At 45.0% G+C, this 17,340-nt stretch carries 6 protein-coding genes; all 6 read left to right on the forward strand.

What is annotated here, in order from left to right:
* The first annotated feature begins 12 nt into the window (after positions 1-12).
* The 6 genes from ACTNBR_RS07360 (at position 13) to ACTNBR_RS07385 (ending at position 17,298) form a co-directional block, all read left to right on the forward strand.
* Complete coding sequence (locus ACTNBR_RS07360) at positions 13-4,650, forward strand: leucine-rich repeat domain-containing protein (RefSeq protein WP_441042691.1); 4,638 nt, start codon at positions 13-15, stop codon at positions 4,648-4,650.
* The gene (locus ACTNBR_RS07365) at positions 4,638-6,758 is read left to right on the forward strand and encodes a DUF7601 domain-containing protein (protein WP_441017959.1); all 2,121 of its coding nucleotides are present in this window, start codon (positions 4,638-4,640) and stop codon (positions 6,756-6,758) included. Before ACTNBR_RS07360 ends, ACTNBR_RS07365 begins: the two co-directional genes overlap by 13 nt.
* A 38-nt stretch (positions 6,759-6,796) precedes the next feature.
* Complete coding sequence (locus tag ACTNBR_RS07370) at positions 6,797-8,404, forward strand: SpaH/EbpB family LPXTG-anchored major pilin (RefSeq protein WP_441017957.1); 1,608 nt, start codon at positions 6,797-6,799, stop codon at positions 8,402-8,404.
* A gap of 171 nt (positions 8,405-8,575) precedes the next feature.
* Entirely contained in the window at positions 8,576-10,054 is a 1,479-nt protein-coding gene (locus tag ACTNBR_RS07375) for a hypothetical protein (protein WP_441017955.1), read from the forward strand.
* 165 nt (positions 10,055-10,219) lie between these two features.
* Complete coding sequence (locus tag ACTNBR_RS07380; protein WP_441017953.1) at positions 10,220-11,998, forward strand: AMP-binding protein; 1,779 nt, start codon at positions 10,220-10,222, stop codon at positions 11,996-11,998.
* 308 nt (positions 11,999-12,306) lie between these two features.
* Positions 12,307-17,298 (forward strand): Ig-like domain-containing protein, encoded by a 4,992-nt coding sequence (locus tag ACTNBR_RS07385; protein ID WP_441017951.1) that lies wholly within the window; start codon positions 12,307-12,309, stop codon positions 17,296-17,298.
* Positions 17,299-17,340 lie beyond the last annotated feature (42 nt).

Below are 17,340 nucleotides of genomic sequence, written 5' to 3' on the forward strand. Positions count from 1 at the left end.
GATTCCTCTGTGATGACAAGAAATTCTAATCAGTATACTTACTGGATGGAAGGCTGGGGCGTCAGCTTTCAGGCGTATTATGACTGGAAAGATGAGCAGGTCAGTCAGTCGGAAGCAAATATCTGCGCTTTTATGCCGGGGCAGGAGGATACAAAGCCGCTTCTGGGAACGCAAAGCGAAGTGGCCTGCGATGACGGAATCATCGTGCCGGAAGGATTTGAGGAGGATTATAAAAGTCTGGGAAGCGACATCAATCAGGACGGGATCACCAATATCCGCAATGTGCTTTACGCAAGAACACTTGCAACGGAAGACATCGCTCTGGCATCCCAGTCGGCTATCCAGAAGCTGGTCCGCGCGGATGAGGACCGTTTCGGGGTGTACCTGAAAAGCGCGAGAGTATCACCTTCGGGCGGCTATACCTATGACATAACGGTTACCAATACCTCTGCACAGCCGATGAGAAATATTGTGATTTTCGACAGACTGGAACATGCTGCATCCGACAGACGAGGAGTGCCGGAAGAGATCGATTTTGAAGATTCCTGGTGGTACGGGAGCTTTCGGGAAGTCGTTTTGGAGGGATTACAAAATCAGGATATTGCACCGGTCGTTTATTACAATGAAGATCGGGAAGCGGTGCTGCCCGAAGAGAAACAGTCTCCCGGGGAAGTTCTGACGACGGCGAATGGATGGTACTCAGAGGAAGAGTGGCAGTCACTTGGAAAGACAGCGGATGAGGTACGTGCGGTTGCGGTGGATATCAGCGATAAAAGAAATGGCGACGCGTTCATACTCGATTCGATGGAATCGGCGACATTTCAGATCAAGATGAAAGCACCTGAAAATACAGAAAACGGGGCTATTTATGCATATAATAATCCGGTTTTCTACTCTGTGACGGGGATGAATGGAGCAGAGAGTGTATATACCGTTAGCGGAAATTCCGTGAAAGTGTCTCTGGGAGGCAGCGGAATTCTGGAAATTGAAAAGCAGTTCGTGAAGGAGGTACCGGATGCCGTCAAAGCAGAGGAGTTTGAATTTTATTTAACAAGAATCGAGGATGATGCACCCAAATATGCCAATCAGGAATATCAGCTCTGGCGTACCAAAGACGATGGCACCTGGGAACAGGTGAATGGGATCTATGCTACGGACGCAAACGGAAAGCTTGTACTTCGGGCAGGAGAAAAGGCGGTATTTCTCCGGGTGAAAGATGTGGCACAGATTCGGGTGGAAGAGGAGGAAAATCCATTTTGGGAAGCTGAACAGACGGATGCGACCACCTCAGAAGATGGAATAGAAAAACGGGTAGTCCAGGTGAGAAATACCTATCGCCCGGTAGTGTACGTGCAGAAGAAATTGCTGGCAGTTCCGGAGGGAGATGCGGCAGCGGAAGATATTTTCACATTCCAGCTCCTGGCAGATGGGGAGCCGTATGCCCATCGGGAATTCTGGTATGTGGACAGCGTGCGGACGGATGGCGGGATTCCGCAAAAGGTTACAGCGTCCGGGCAGAACGGAATCGGGAAAACGGACAGCGATGGAAGATTTCAGATCAAAGCAGGGGAGATTCTTGCGCTCTTTCCCGGAGATTGCGGGACCAAGTATACAGTAAAAGAATGTGTGGAGAAAGACGCGGATTGGATCTGCAAAACGGATACTGTTGAAGGGATTCTGCCGGTTCAGGGAGCTTCGGCGAGTATTACCAATATTTATCGGTGGAAAAATCTGTATCTGACAAAGCAGATCACCCATCAGGATGTAAATGCATGCACGCAGGCATTTACATTTCGTATCACCGATTCAGAAGGAAATCCTGTTGCCGGAAAGCACTGGGTATTACTGGAAGAAGGAGAGGAGACCAAAGCAGAGGGTATCTTGAACCCGGATGGAAGCTTCACCTGCGTATGCGGCGGAAAAACGGTGAAAATAGAAGGATTGGAGGCGGAACAGACCTATCTGGTGGAAGAAACAGTAAGCGGGGAGCTTTACGAGAAAGTCAATCCGGGGACGGACGAGATTACTATGCCGCTTTACAGCAGTAAGAAAGAGATGGTGATTACCAATGATTATCAGAAACGATCCTTCTCGGTGTCCAAACAAGTGATCTATGATGCGACGGATTCGCAGCAGGCTGCAGAATTGGAAGAACGGTTATTCACGATGACGGTGACGGTAAGAGGAGAACTCCTGAGTGAGTATCCATATACTCTTACGGAGCAGGGCGAGACGGTGGATGGAGATCACAGGACGGATGCAAATGGACAGTTCCGACTGAAGGACGGTCAGACGGCCATTTTTGAGGAAGCGGGCCTCCGGGGTGATGAAATCACCGTTATAGAGACGAAAGATGTGGATTATCCGCAGATCTATCCTCCTTCCCAAAAACCATGGGAGGGTGAGCTGGGAGATGATACAGAAATTATCATCATGAACGGAAAAAGCGGAGGGCTTCTGATCGGGAAAACATATGTCGGCAAGGATGATGATTCCAAAACATATGTGGAAGAAGTGAAGGCAAAGGCATCATCTGTAAAAAAGCACGCGGTGAAGATGGTGCTTCGCGTGACGGATAAAGGCGGAAATACATATCAGTGGCCGACCTCCAGCCAGTATGTGAAGTCCATTCATCCGGATGGCACCAGCGGGAGTATATTCTGGTCGAAGGCAAGTGATTCTTCGGATGGTGCTTTGACGATAGAACCGTGGGATCTGGTTTACCTGACCAGTAAACAGATGAAGGATATTGTGTCATATTCGCTGGAAGAGGTGGAAGAATCTCGGCACCAGATCCGTTACTGGAAGGACAATAAATGGATGATCATCAGTCAGGATACACCCAGGGGAAATCAGCCTGTTAAGGGAAAACTGAATGAGATGGCGTTTGCTTCGATTATCAATAAAGTAGAAACCATGGAAATGACCGGCAGTATGGCGCAGAAGCGTATGCAGATCGGAAGTGAAGAGGTACCTGAGGGAGCAAGGCTGGTATGGCGTGTGGAACAGTATGACGGAGCCGGATGGAGCCCGGCGGAAGGGACCGCGTATCTGTCCTTTGACGCGGCAGGCATAACCTGTAGCGAAATCCTAAAGACAGGAAAGGAAGGAAAGATTATACTGACTAAAACAGCGAATGAATTTCCTTATATTCAATTTTGTGAAGATCGGGTCTACCTGAACCAATATGGAAATGCATCAGAAGGAGATCTGAGAATTGTTGAATTGACAGAAGAATCGGATGAGAGCTGGGGATTTCTGGTGGGATACGGAACAGAGGAGAATCTTGTGGAGTACAGCTGGGATCTGGAGCCGGAACGGGCGATCGCTTTCGTGAACGGAAACTGTGATGCCGCTATGGATATAGAGAAGAAAATGGATGGAGCTTCCGATGAGATTTTTGTTATGAATCTGAAACAGGTAATCTCGATTCGGAAGAATCCGGTGACAAAACCGGAAGACATAGCCGCAGAGCGGGCAGCAGCCGGCATTCCATATCGGATATATGACAGGAAAAGCGGAAAAGTGGAGGGTGAAGGAATAACCGGTGCAGAAGGAGAGATACAGATGAAGGCGGGCCAGTATGCCCGGCTGGAAGTCCCGGGCGATACCTTGTGGACCGTGTCCGAACAGGGGGAAGCGTCCTATGTACTTAGAAAACTGAGCGGGACTTCCGAGAAAAATACGGTCAAGCTCGGGAGGAACCGAATGCTGATCCGCCGTGAGATCCCGGAAGGGCAGATCGAGGAAATCATCCTTACACAGGCTATGGTGAATCAAGGCGTGGTTGACGCATCCACCCGTCAGAAGGTGAAGCTGAACAGCGGGGATGTTGTGATACCGAAAATGATCTTAAAGGATGGAAAAGTGTATGTTGTGGCAGGAATCGGAGAGAAAGCATTTTACAGAAATAAGAGTATTACCGGAATTACGTTCCCGGATACGATTAAGACTATAGGAGATGACGCATTCTACCTTTGCAGAGGGCTGGAAAGCGATCTGGTTTTGCCGAAGGCACTTAAGTCGGTTGGAAACCGGGCTTTTATGGAATGCAATTATATGACCGGAGAACTGGAGATTCCGGAAAGTGTCGTGACCATAGGCGAATCCGCATTTTCGGGCTGCAGATCTCTTACGGGAGAACTGAAAATACCGGAAACAGTAAAAGAGATAGGAAGCGATGCCTTCGGAGCCTGCATGGGATTTACCGGAACGCTTGTTATGCCGGGGAGCGGTACAGTTATGGGAGAACGGGTGTTTAACAATTGCCATGGAATTACAGAGGTTGTTATTCCGGAGGATATCACACGTATTGAAACGCGGACTTTCTTTGCTTGTAAAGGATTGAAAAAGGTATGGCTGACCGATCAGATTACCAGTATCGGAGATTACGCGTTCGCTTCCTGTGAAGTCCTGGAGGATCTGAAAATAGGAAATCATCTGGAGACGATAGGGGGAAGGGCTTTTCACAGCTGCTATGGGTTGAAAGGCCAGCTGAATCTGCCTTCCAGTATTCAGACCATTGGGGAAAGTGCATTTTATGATTGTACCGGACTTACCACGATCTATATTGACAGGCCGAAGGATTCTGTTGAAGGTTCTCCGTGGAATTTTCCGAAAGGAAAGGTAGGGATACTATGGAAAGAATAAGAATTCTTACTGTAAAAATAATGATGTTCTGTATCTTGATCGGTTCCTGCCTGGGGATGATGGCTGTGTTTGTACAGGCCGAAGAAGATATACCGGGAGTGATATTTGAAAACAGCAGGAATGAGGCACCGGATCTGTACATTAAAAAACAGGTGAAAACCGCCATGGAAGGATATGATCCGCCGGAAGATCAGGAATTTTCCTTTGTATTGAAGCTGGATGGAGAACTGGCGAAAAGGTTGGAATATAGAGTGTTTGATAAAGAGGATGAGGAAATCTTTGATCGGGATATCCTGGGGAACCGAAAACGATTTCAGACGGACCGTTCCGGAACGTTTGCACTGAAGGCGGGCCAGACGGCATTGTTTGAATATGTGGGTTCGGGAGTCAGGTATGAAGTGACAGAGCAGCCGGCCGAAGATTACGTTCAGATCCAGCCGCAGGGAGAAAGCGCTGCGGTCGGAACGGTGCCGCCTTCCGGAGCATATGTGAATTTTGTGAATCTTTATATTCCCAAAAGTGATCGGGATACGGCAAATCTGATGATTCAAAAGAGTATTTCCTTTCCGGAGGGGTATGAAATGCCGGAAACGCCCTGGTTTTCCTTTCAATTACAGCTGGATGGCCGGAAATTCTCTTTGGAACAATATGAAATACATGATTCAAGAACGGATGAACTGTTGGATAAAGGAGTAACGGATTCGGAGGGCATATTTAAGATAAAAGGCGGATGCACGGCTGTATTTCGGGAGATACCGACGGATATAGATTATCTGGTTACCGAGAAGCCGGAAGACGGATGGTACAGCACCAAAGAGACCTCTTTAGAAGGAACGGTCACTGCGCCCGGAACGATTGTAAATTTTAATAACAAAAATGTTTCTTTTGCAGTCAGTAAAGAAGTAGAAGGCGGTGAGTCGACCGAAGAATTCCGGTTTCTGCTTACGAAAGCCGACCGGACTGTCTGGGCGGACGCGGCATATTATCTGTATCGGACCGTGGATGGAAAACTTGTTGATGACCTGGTTCATCAGACCGAAAAGGATGGAAGCTTCCTGATGTGTCACGGACAGACGGCTGTTTTTATCGGCGGAGAGCCGGGAACAATTTACAATGTTTCGGAAATTGCGAATCCGGACTATGTTCAGGTGCTGCCTGCAGATTCCAGAGGATATACAGATAAAATGGTTTTTGATGGTGTGGAAGTGCTTCCCTTTATAAATAGGAAGGAATCGAATGCGGGGACCTTAAGTGTGACGAAAGTAGTTGAAAATGTGAAAGGAACAGCGGCATTCGCACAGGATGAATTCGGTTTCCTTTTATATAGGAAGAAACTCAGTGAAAATGAGCAGGAATCTGTCTATGAACCTGTGAAAAATGCGGATTTTGTAATCAGCTCGGGCGATACGGAATTGACCGGGCAGACCGATGCAGAAGGAAAGTTTACCATCAAGGCTAACGAGACGGTGAGATTTACCGGACTTGATTATGGAGAATATAAAGTAGAAGAATCGCAGCTTTCCATTGAATATGTGGCGAAAGATGGCCAGAAAGTTCAGGAAGGGATTTTGACGGAAGAGGGCTTGCAGTTTACATTTGTAAATCTGTATTTGTGTAAAGAACTCGATCTGTATCTGACTAAAAAAACTACAGATGGACAGCCACTGGAAGGTGCATCCTTTATGCTCTATCGGGATGCGGCGCTTACCAATGCGGTAAGGGAGGAGCCTTTTGTGAGCGGAGCGGATGGCATGGCAATTATTTCTGATTTAAAGGCAGGAACCTATTATTTGAAGGAAATCCGGTCACCGGAAGGATATCGGCTGTGGGAAAACCCAATCAAAATCGATGTTATGCGTGTAGGGGCAAATATGGAAGTGACGGTTGATGACAGCCTTTTGGGAACGGATGAAGCGGGGCAGATTTATACGAAGCTGTATCCGGATCGAGATGATGAAGCCTATATTACCGTTTATAACAGCAGAAATTTTATGCTCCCGATGACAGGCGGAACAGGTGTATTCCTGTTCACGTCACTTGGTATGCTGGGTCTTACGATTGGCACATTACTCTATAAAAAGCAATGTTCTCATCGTGCAAATCAGTGAGGATGTTGTTTGAAAATAAAAGAAAAGGAGAAGAAACAATGATGAAACAAATGACAAGAAACAAAGCGGCAGGAAGGAAAAACAAGAAAAAAAGCATGCAGTGGGCGGCTGCGGTAATGGCACTTGCTCTGACCGGAATGAATGCGTCCGAAATGGCGGCGATGATACCGATGCAGGTAAAGGCTGCCGAGACAGCCAATTCCATCATCGACGGAACGCAGACGACGGGGAGCCTGGTCATCAAGAGAATGAGTAAGGAGACAGGGCAGGCGGTTCCGATTGGCGGTGCCAGATACTCCATTTATAAAATCATGAGCTTGGTTCCGGGAAGTACAGTGGGAGAATTTGCATCATTTGAGAAAGTAGCAGCGTATCAGGACGTACTTAAAACGGTTCAGCCTGATGAATTGTTCGGCAGTTATTCGGCTGCAGAACTGGATGCACTTGCGATACGACTGGAGCAGGCTGCCGCAGAGCAAACGCCGACTGCCTCCGGGATTACTGCAGAAACAGACGGAACCTATACCTTTGAGAATCTGGCACTTGGTTATTATCTGATAGTAGAGACGAAAGCGCCGGACGGTTATGTGGCAGGAAAGCCATTCCTGGTGTCAATTCCCTCAACCGATAATTACCAGAGCAATGCGGCAGGAACAAAATGGGTCTATGATGTGGCAGTTGCTCCGAAAAGCGCAGAAATATCCATTGATAAGAAGCTGGCGGACTCTGAAGACGGAAGTGTGAAAGAAGGAGACTACGTACAATATGTCATCGAAACTTCGATTCCGGAATATACAGAAGATTACACCAACCCGAAATTCATAATCAAAGATACGATGAGCGACGGACTGGAAATTCTGAATGATACCACACACCCTGTTACGATCAAGATAGACGGGATCCCGATCAGCGCATCATTAGATACCTATGCATTCACGGCAGAAAACAAGACCGGCACAGCGGAAGATCTAAGCATACAGTTCCAGCCGGATTATATTAAGCAGAACCTTGGGAAAGCTGTGGAAGTGACTTATTTTGCCAAAGTGAATGACAAGGCAGTGATGGGAATCACAGGAAATTCAAACCAGGCTGTCCTTGAGTATCACAACAAACCGGGAACAGATGCCCAGGCCGAATCGGCTGAAATCAAAGTCTACAGCTTTGGCATCGAGGTGGAGAAATTTGCAAAACCATCTGCTGCCCTGGAAGGAGCCGTGTTTGAGCTTTACTCGAACGAGAATCTGTCCGCAGAAAACAAAATCGGGACAGCAACTTCGGACGAAGACGGAAAACTGCAATTCTCCCGTCTTGATGAAGGAATCTATTATCTGAAAGAAACACAGTCACCTGCAGGCTATACTCTGCTTGCAAATCCAGTCAAAATTGAAATTACAGCATCCGAAATGAATCAAGTTGCAACAGGCACATTTACACTCAAAGTGAATGATAAAGAAATAACAGCGACAGATGGATCATTCGTGACAAAACTTAATACGGATTCCGGTATTTCCACGGTTGCGGTGGAGAATCAGAAGGGCTTTTCGCTGCCGGAAACAGGCGGGATTGGCATCATGATCTTTCTGGGAATAGGAATTGTGGGAATCTTGATCCTTTCCGGAATTATGGTTAAAAAGATGAAACTTTGATGAAATGATATCAATAATTTACATTTCCCTCAAATAATGGTATAGTAATGAGAAGTAAGGTATGTATTTTTAATGAATTTGGTGAAAGTTCATATTATATAACTTCGGATGCAGGTAACAAATCAGCCGGGCTCTGAATATATATCATGTGAAAATGAGGGACAGGAAAGCATGGAAGAAAAAAATCGATTCAGCAAATTGTTAAACAACCTGATGACGGAAGCAGAACTGAAGAATAATACACTGGCTCAGGAACTGCAGTACGATGTATCTTATATCAGTAAATGGGTGAGCGGGCGCATGATCCCGGCGGAGAAGTCATCCAGGAAAATATTGAATGGAATTAGTCAGTGTATTGTTAATAATGCCAGCGAAGCAGGAAGAAGAAGTCTCATGGAGAATTATCAGGTGGATAATATCGGGGATCTGAAGAGCGCGATTCTGGATAATATGGTGGCAGAATATAATTACGTAAATGAAATGAAGAGGAATACCGGCAATGATGTGGCACCCAAGACATTATTTTTCCCGGAACTGAATCTGTCGCAATACATCGGGAAAATGCATCACCCGGTTCTGCGAAGGGTTAATTCGCTGGATGTTGTGGCGGTCATGGATCTGATGGCGGTGGATCATGAATACCGGATTCAGTTTACGATGATCGAGAATGAGCATATCCCGGATCACAGAGGATATCCTGACGTGCATTATTCCATGATTCTGAATATACAGCCGGAAAAATGGGATTATCTTTATGACACGTTATTCCTGATCCATCTTCTCACGGATAACACGTTTGTTGATTTCCAACTCTACGGCGACGAACAAGCGGCAGGTCGGCTTATCTTTGCGGTGAAGGATGATTTCGTAATTAGCGGACTTCTTATTAACACTGACAGATGCATCTCAGTTGCTTTGAGTGAAGAAGTGGATAATTGTAATACAATTTATAAAAATATGAAGGCATTCTGCAGTAAAGAGCGTCTCCTTTTCCGAAGAGTTCAGATGAGTGATCTCTTGCTTCAGCACGATTATGTACATAATCTCCTGTCACCGAATCTGAGATGGGTCATTGGGCATTTGACGGAGCATTTCCTTCCGGATGAGCTTTTTGAAGAAATTCTGGAAGAATTAAGTCTTACCGGAAAATTGACGACGAGCGTTGAGGTGGTTCGAAACACGCATCGGCTTGCGAAAAAGGTGATGGAAGAATCACATATCCGGATGATGATTTATGAAACGGCGTTTTCGAATCTGGTTACAGCACACAGTGTGGATTTCTATAATCATAAAGTTTATCTGAGTGCGGAACAGAGAATGAAATATATGAAGCACATGCTGGCTTTGTGTGAAAATTATGAAAATCTGGAAATCCGTCTGGTTTATGGTAAATTCATTTCTGATTTTGAATTCGCAGATGATCAATGTATATTTCTGTCGGATACGATTTCCTGTATACGGCTGAAAAATGTGGGAAGTCCGAATAATATGATGTTAGTGAACCGGTTTGACATGCAGAAAATACTGGAACAGTCATTTGAAACGTGCTGGGAATATGAAGATAATGTTGTGATTTACGAAAAAGAAGCCATTGTTGATTATGTAAAGCACATGATGCACGGAATGGAAATGGTCATGAACATGGAATAATCAGAAATAATATGGCACGATGTGAATAAATGGAAGCGTGTAATTCGAAATGAATCACACGCTTCCATTTTTTGTCAAAATGACTCCCGTGTGTTCCTGTTTGCACTGTGCTACACTGGTAACAGTTTTTGCAGCAAATACAGAAAATACGAGAAGGAGTTAGTTATGATGAATGTGAATGAGAAAATGACTGGGAAACCAAGTGTAGATCGTCCGTGGATGAGATATTATCCGAAAGCGTTAATCAGTGGATTAGAGGTACCGAAGTGTACAGTCAATGAATATTTGAAAATGAATTGCCCGGGAGATGAGGTCGCGGCGATGCATTATTACGGAGCGGATATTCTCTGGCGGGAAGTATTTGAGAATGCAGAAGCGGTAGCTCGCTCTCTGCGTGCATTGGGATTTGGAGAGAATGATCAGATTCCGGTATTCCTGCGTTCGGTTCCGGAATTCGTGTATCTGCTTCTGGGGGCAGAGAAGATTGGCGCCTCCCTGCTTTGCAGAGATAATACGTTGGAAGAAAATGTGGAAGCCGTTGCCAAATCCGGTGCGAAGGCGATCGTAGCACATGATTTTCTCCAACAGAATGAGCTGGAAGCATATCTGGCTGGAAGTGAGACGAAGAAAGTGGTTCTTGTGAATCCCTGCAATTCCTGCAGCCGGAGCGATATGCCGGATTATATTCAGAAATGTCTGGACAACAATTATGCCGGGCAGGAAGCACATGGACCGGCCTCTATGAGCTGGGATGAATTTATGGAACTTGGAAATGAATATACCGGAACGGTAGAAGCACCGGTGGATGTGAATCGTCCCCTGCTTCGTGCATACACAAGTGGTTCCACCGGCCCGTCAAAACAGGTGATCCATTCTTCCTATACCATGATCGGAACCATTCATCAGATGAATTTCTATGCGGGTTCCGATGCGTTCCGCCCGACCTGGCTGGTGACCGCGCTGCCGCCTGCTCTCGTAGCGGTGGTTGTGTCCATGATATTAATGCCAATGGCATCCAATAAATTGTTGATTCTGGATCCGTTCTGTGATCCGATCGATGTGGATCTGGAAGTGATGCGTTATCGCCCAAATGCATGGCCGACCATTCCGATGTTCATGGAGATTCTCATGTATAACGGCCGTGTCCCGGAGGATTACGATATGTCACATCTGCTTGCTTCGGGAGTGGGATGCGAATCCTATAATAACAAGCAGATCCGGAATGCGCAGAAATTCCTGAATGCCCATAACTGTAATGTTCGATTTACCGTTGCATACGGATGCAGTGAAGGCGGTTCCAATATGACTCTTCCTATGTCAGATAAGGAAATGGCAAATGGTAATGTCGGTATTCCGCTTCCGCTGAGCATGATCAGCATCTTCAAACCGGGAACACAGGAAGAACTGGGATATAATCAGCTTGGAGAAATTTGTGAATGCGGCCCGGGTGTTATGCTCGGCTACGATACGGAGGAAGCCACAGCGGATGTACTTCAGAAGCATGCGGATGGCAGAATCTGGCTTCACACCGGAGACATCGGATACATGGAAGAAGATGGCAGCGTGCATGCATTCACCCGCGGGGCCGCACCACGCTATGGCGGCGGTGATCTGGCAACTCTTCAGATGGAAAATCTGGTTGCGGATGCAAATATCGCAGGAATCCATGATGAGTTCTTTGTGGTGGCACCGGACAACAAGCATAGTGGATATTATCTTCCGTATCTGTACGTTATGCTGGAGGAAGGATATTCGGTTGAAGATGTGGAAGATGAGATCCGGGCATGCCTTGAGAAGCATATGCAGCCGGTTCGGATCACGGAATTGCCGGAGCGTCCGTTCTTCCACTTCAAAACCAATCGTCTTGGACTTAAGAGTGAGATTCTGGCAAGCGGATTCGGAGAAGAAAGCCAGAAAAAGGAAAAGAAAGAAAAATATGCATAGTATGTCAGTGGGCAAATTCGTGTACAGTTTTGTTGAAAAATGTGACAACATTTCGTGGAATAAATTGGGTATATTTCTGCTTGAAAACAAGTAGAATTCATGCTAATCTTAAAGTAGCATTTCTGCGCCGTTTACTGCATCCAGAGGGGGTAACAATATGAAATATCAAGTCAGCGAGGTTTGCAGTAAAGTGAAATGTGAACAGCTTTTTGACCGTAATATTCGGGGGAAAAGTTGTTCGTGCAGTCAGTGCATTAGCACGGATTGTAGTAACTTTTCAACAAATAATTAATAAAGGAAGGAAAATTATGAAAAAAAGGATGAAGAAACTCGCGAGTCTTCTTCTCTCCGTATCAATGACCTTCGGTATGATTTCGTTTCCTGTATATGCGACCCCAGCTGACGGTACAGAAAATGAAACTGCTGTTGTGACAGAGAGTCCGGAGACAGAAGAACCCGCAGACGCTGCTGGCGATACGACTGAGCCGGAAGCGGAAGAACAAGAATCAACGCAGCCGGAAACGACGAATCCGGATACAGCACAGACGGAATCACAGCCAAAAGTGACGACCGTTAAGGAAAGTTTCACTACGTATCAGGTGAAATCAGAGGACATCGATGTGTCAGGTGTAACACCGTACAGTATGTCTGTTGATGAAGAGGATGCAGTTGAAGTAGATGAAGACGATCCGATCATGACAACTGTTGAAGAAGAACTGAAGGGTATGACCGTACTGAATGAGGATGGCGAAGCAGTTCCTTTGACAGAAGAACAGATCCAGCAGGTATTATATGTATGGAATCAGTACCAGACACAGTGGGAAGAGAATGCGAATCTGCTTGGTGTACAGCTGCCGTTCTTCCTTTCATTTAACGATGACAAAGATAGGCTGGGTGTTCTGGGAGAAATGCTAGTTCTGGCGGATGTGCCTGTTGAGAAAGTTAGAAACGGAGAGTATAGTTTTGACGATCTTATGGGTATGATCCAGAATTTCCTGTACGCAGATAAATTTGGTATTAAATTTTATGGCAGTGATATTGCCTCAAAACGTGATGAGGCATTAAAGAAAGTGGATAATTCTGGGGCGAAGACACTTGTTCAGAAAATGTTAGTGCTGAATGACTGGCTGGCTCATGAGACTACCTTTGATATGTCATATATCATGCAGGATGAAGATGGAAATCCGATCATGGTTGCAGAGAACCCACAGAAGCATGAGCATTATGATGAAATCTATAATGAAATGTACGATCTGTATGAGGACCAGATTAGACAGCAGTTCCGCAGCCAGATTAAAGCAGGGGTAGAAGCGCAGCTCCGCCAACAGTATTATGAAGGGGCTATTAAAAATGCTGTTTATACTCAGGCTTTAGGAAAGAACGAATCTGAAGCTACAGATGAGGAAAAAGAAACAGCAAATGCTGCAGCAGAATCATATATGAAAGAGAATGCGAAGGCTATCTCTGAAGATGCAGCAGGATTTATTAAGACTAACTTCGGTGAAGATGCTGAAGCACAAATTACCGCAGGAGCAGACCAGTTTATAGAAGAAGCTAATTCAGAGAATGGCGCTGAAGTTGATGGCCAGGTAATACGTATTAATGATATTGTAGATCAGCAAATGGGGCAGTCACTTGACGATCTTGGTGGTATGTCGCCGAACGAGGCAATCCCTGTTTACGCTAAGCAGGCTGCAACCGGTCTTACAGAAGGTATCATCGGTGCATGGGAAGGCAATCATATCGGTGTTCTTGCAGAAGGAACCGGTGTATGTGCAGGTTATGCGAAAGCATTTGCGTATCTGTTACAGTACATGAGCCCGGAACAGTACGGTGTGAATGGCTCCGGAACAGACATGAGCAAGGCTGAAAACTGGAAGAAAGCAAAAGACCTCTATTACGATGCAGAGGGAAATCTTGATGTTGATCAGGATTACGTCGTAGATATGGTTCGTATTACGTTTGATGCAGATGTACAGATGTTTGGCGAGGACAGCAACTTTGGTGAGGTTCACTTCTGGAATGCCGTTAAAGTTGATGGAAAATGGTATTACGTTGATCCATGCTATACAGACATTTATGTAGAATGTATGGATCGTGACCGTGTAGAAATCGATGGTACAATGAATCATATGTATTTCATGTTCAGTCATACAACAGCGGCGGAAATGTATGATGGAAATATGAAAGAAATCACAAGTTTGTATAGTGATGTCGCAACGGATAAGTCTTATGAGGAGTCCTGGTATTCACGTATTGCAAGTAATACATATATGAATGACGGAACCGCATATTACATGTATGATTCTACAGACCTGATCTCCATGATGACAGAATTTAACAGTGGTAACCAGAATGACATGGATTGGGATACCATGATGGAAATGCAGGATCCGGATTATAAACTGGTAGCGCATACTCTTACAAATAATGATGTTGTAGATGGCGGAGCGGATTCTGATTTTACTACATTGATTTATTTCAATCCGAAGAATGATGATGATGAAGTTACAACGGCTCAGGTTTATAATCCTTCAACAAAGGAAATGGAAGACAATGAGCTTATCACAGAATTATTTGCACAGTACAAAGAGGAATGTGGTATCTATCCGTCAATTAAGATGACAGCCGCTTTATATGACGGCAAGCTTTATTTCAACCTCAGCAACTGCATCTTGAGCTACAAGATCAGCGATGGTACTGTTGAAAAAGTGAAAGAATATAACAAAATTTCAGCTACACGTGATGATACAATCGCATTAGGCGGAAGAGCATTTAACGTGGTTAGCAGTGAAGATGGAGCAGATTTCACATTCTATAATCGTCCGATTGCAGCACTTACGATCAAAGATGATGGAAAAATGTATGTATCTATCGCAACGAACCTTGGATTTATTTCAGGTAAAGATGCTGTAAATGATACAGAGCATTATGGATATGCATACGAAGAAAGCAACTACAACGAAGATTATAGTAGCTATTCAAGCTCTAACGACAGTGGAATGTCTATGGGCTCTCTGGGATACGATGAAGAAACAAACGATAATGATGAGTTCATGTGGAGTGCTGTATTTGTCGATACAATTAATATGAAGAGCGCTTGTTCACATTCCAAGTATGAGACAGTAACTGTTGAACCGACCTGTGGACGTGAAGGATATACCGAAGAACGTTGTACTTCATGTGGTGCGCCAAAAGCAGATTCCCGTGTAGTAAATGAAGGAACCGCATTGGATCATCATTATGTACACTTCGATGAGACCTATTATACAAAGGATGATAACGGCAACAGGAATACCGGTGAATGTTATGTCTGCACTGTATGTGGATTTGCAATCGAAGAACCGGATGAACCGAAAAAGAATGCTCAGGAATCCGATGAAGATTTTGAGAAGAGACAAAAAGAGTACGAAAAAGAAAAAGCAATCTGGGATGATGCAGTAGCAAATCACGGACATACTTATGAACCAGCAGATGCAACTTGGAGTAATGATTCTGCATCCGTTTCATTCACTAAACTGGAATGCTCATCTGTTTGTCCGGATAAAAAATCTCTCGTAGATTGCTTGTTAGATGATAATACAATCAGCGTAACACTGAAGGACAAAGCAACCGGAACTGCAGAGCTTGATGGATATGAAGGGGAATGTACGACTGGTGCTACCGCAATTTACAAAGCTTCTGGCGAAGCTGAAGGATATAAGTGGACTGCAACCAATAAAGTTGCACTGGATCCTGGACAGCATGCATACGAAGGCAAAATTGAATGGACAGAAGTAAAAGATGACAATGGTAAAGTTACTGATTATACAGTGGCAGAGACGACGACATTAACTTGTGGTATCTGTGGTGACGTTCAGAAAGATGTTCCTGTAGAATTGAAGAAAGAAACGACAGATCCTACCTGCGGAGATGATGGTAAAACAGTTTATACGGCAACTGCAACAGCAAAAGACAGTGCTGGAAAAACAATTGGTTCTATTACTGATTCGAAAGAGATTGTGATTCCTGCAACAGGTAAACATACTTATGGTGACTGGACCGTAACTGCTGAGGCAACCTATGCTAAGGAAGGCAGCAGAGAAAGAACATGTTCCGTATGCGGACACGTTGACACGGAAAAAATTCCTACAGTTGAAGCAGAAAGTGTTACAATCAGTCAAGATAAGCTGGAACTTGAAGTTGGAGAATATGCTGAATTATCAATTACCTGTGTACCGGCAATGGTAGAAGGCGATGAAGATGCAATTTTATGGTCAAGTACAGATGAGAAAGTTGCTACTGTAAGCGACAGTGGAAAAGTAACTGCAAGAGGTTCAGGTACTGCAACGATCAAAGCTGCCATTGGCGGAAAGACAGCAACTTGTGAAGTGACAGTCAGAAAATCCGGAGTACGGTATATGACCCATATTCAGAGCTACGGATGGGAAAAAGAGTGGAAAGAAAACGGTGAAATGAGTGGAACATCCGGCGAATCCAAGAGATTGGAAGGAATTAAGATTGAGCTGTTTGATACAAAATACAGCGGCGGTATCGAGTATTCTACTCATGTTCAGAGCTATGGATGGCAGGATCCGGTTGCTGACGGAAAGATGAGCGGAACATCCGGCGAATCTAAGAGACTGGAAGCAATTAAGATCAACCTGACTGGTGAGATTGCAGAAAAATATGATGTTTACTATCGTGTTCATGCACAGACTTATGGATGGCTTGACTGGGCTAAGAATGGTGAAGAAGCCGGAACAGCAGGACTTTCTAAGAGACTGGAAGGAATTGAAATTGTTCTTGTAGCTAAAGGAGGAGATGCTCCTGGTGATACAGACAGACCGTATGTTACAAAAGAGGTTGGATACAGCACTCATGTACAGACTTACGGATGGCAGACAACCAAATACAATGGCGAAGTGAGCGGAACATCCGGCGAATCTAAGAGATTGGAAGCAATTAAGATTAATCTTGTAGATCCGAAGTATGAAGGAAGCATTGAATATCAGACTCATGTACAGACTTATGGCTGGATGGATTATGTTGCAGATGGTGAAGCGAGTGGAACATCTGGCGAGTCTAAGAGACTGGAAGCAATCAGAATCAAGCTTACAGGTGAAATGGCCGAAAAATATGATGTATACTACCGTGTGCATGCACAGCAGTTTGGATGGATGGGATGGGCTAAGAACGGCCAGTCAGCCGGAACATCCGGATACTCTTACAGGTTGGAAGCTATTCAGATCCTGTTGGTTAAGAAAGGTGCTGATGCTCCTGGAAATACTACAAACCATTTCGTGCAGAAAACAAAATAGACATGATTTCGAAATGATGTGATAATCAAAAAAGGACTGCTG

Origin of the sequence: Bariatricus sp. HCP28S3_F11, assembly GCF_052065395.1 — a bacterium.
In the GTDB taxonomy this organism is placed as follows: Bacteria; Bacillota; Clostridia; order Lachnospirales; family Lachnospiraceae; genus Allocoprococcus.

Coding starts and splice junctions, on each gene's coding strand:
- ACTNBR_RS07375 (WP_441017955.1), top strand. CDS start 8,576: ATGGAAGAAAAAAATCGATTCAGCAAATTGTTAAACAACCTGATGACG.
- ACTNBR_RS07370 (WP_441017957.1), top strand. CDS start 6,797: ATGATGAAACAAATGACAAGAAACAAAGCGGCAGGAAGGAAAAACAAG.
- ACTNBR_RS07360 (WP_441042691.1), top strand. CDS start 13: ATGACAAGAAATTCTAATCAGTATACTTACTGGATGGAAGGCTGGGGC.
- ACTNBR_RS07365 (WP_441017959.1), top strand. CDS start 4,638: ATGGAAAGAATAAGAATTCTTACTGTAAAAATAATGATGTTCTGTATC.
- ACTNBR_RS07385 (WP_441017951.1), top strand. CDS start 12,307: ATGAAAAAAAGGATGAAGAAACTCGCGAGTCTTCTTCTCTCCGTATCA.
- ACTNBR_RS07380 (WP_441017953.1), top strand. CDS start 10,220: ATGATGAATGTGAATGAGAAAATGACTGGGAAACCAAGTGTAGATCGT.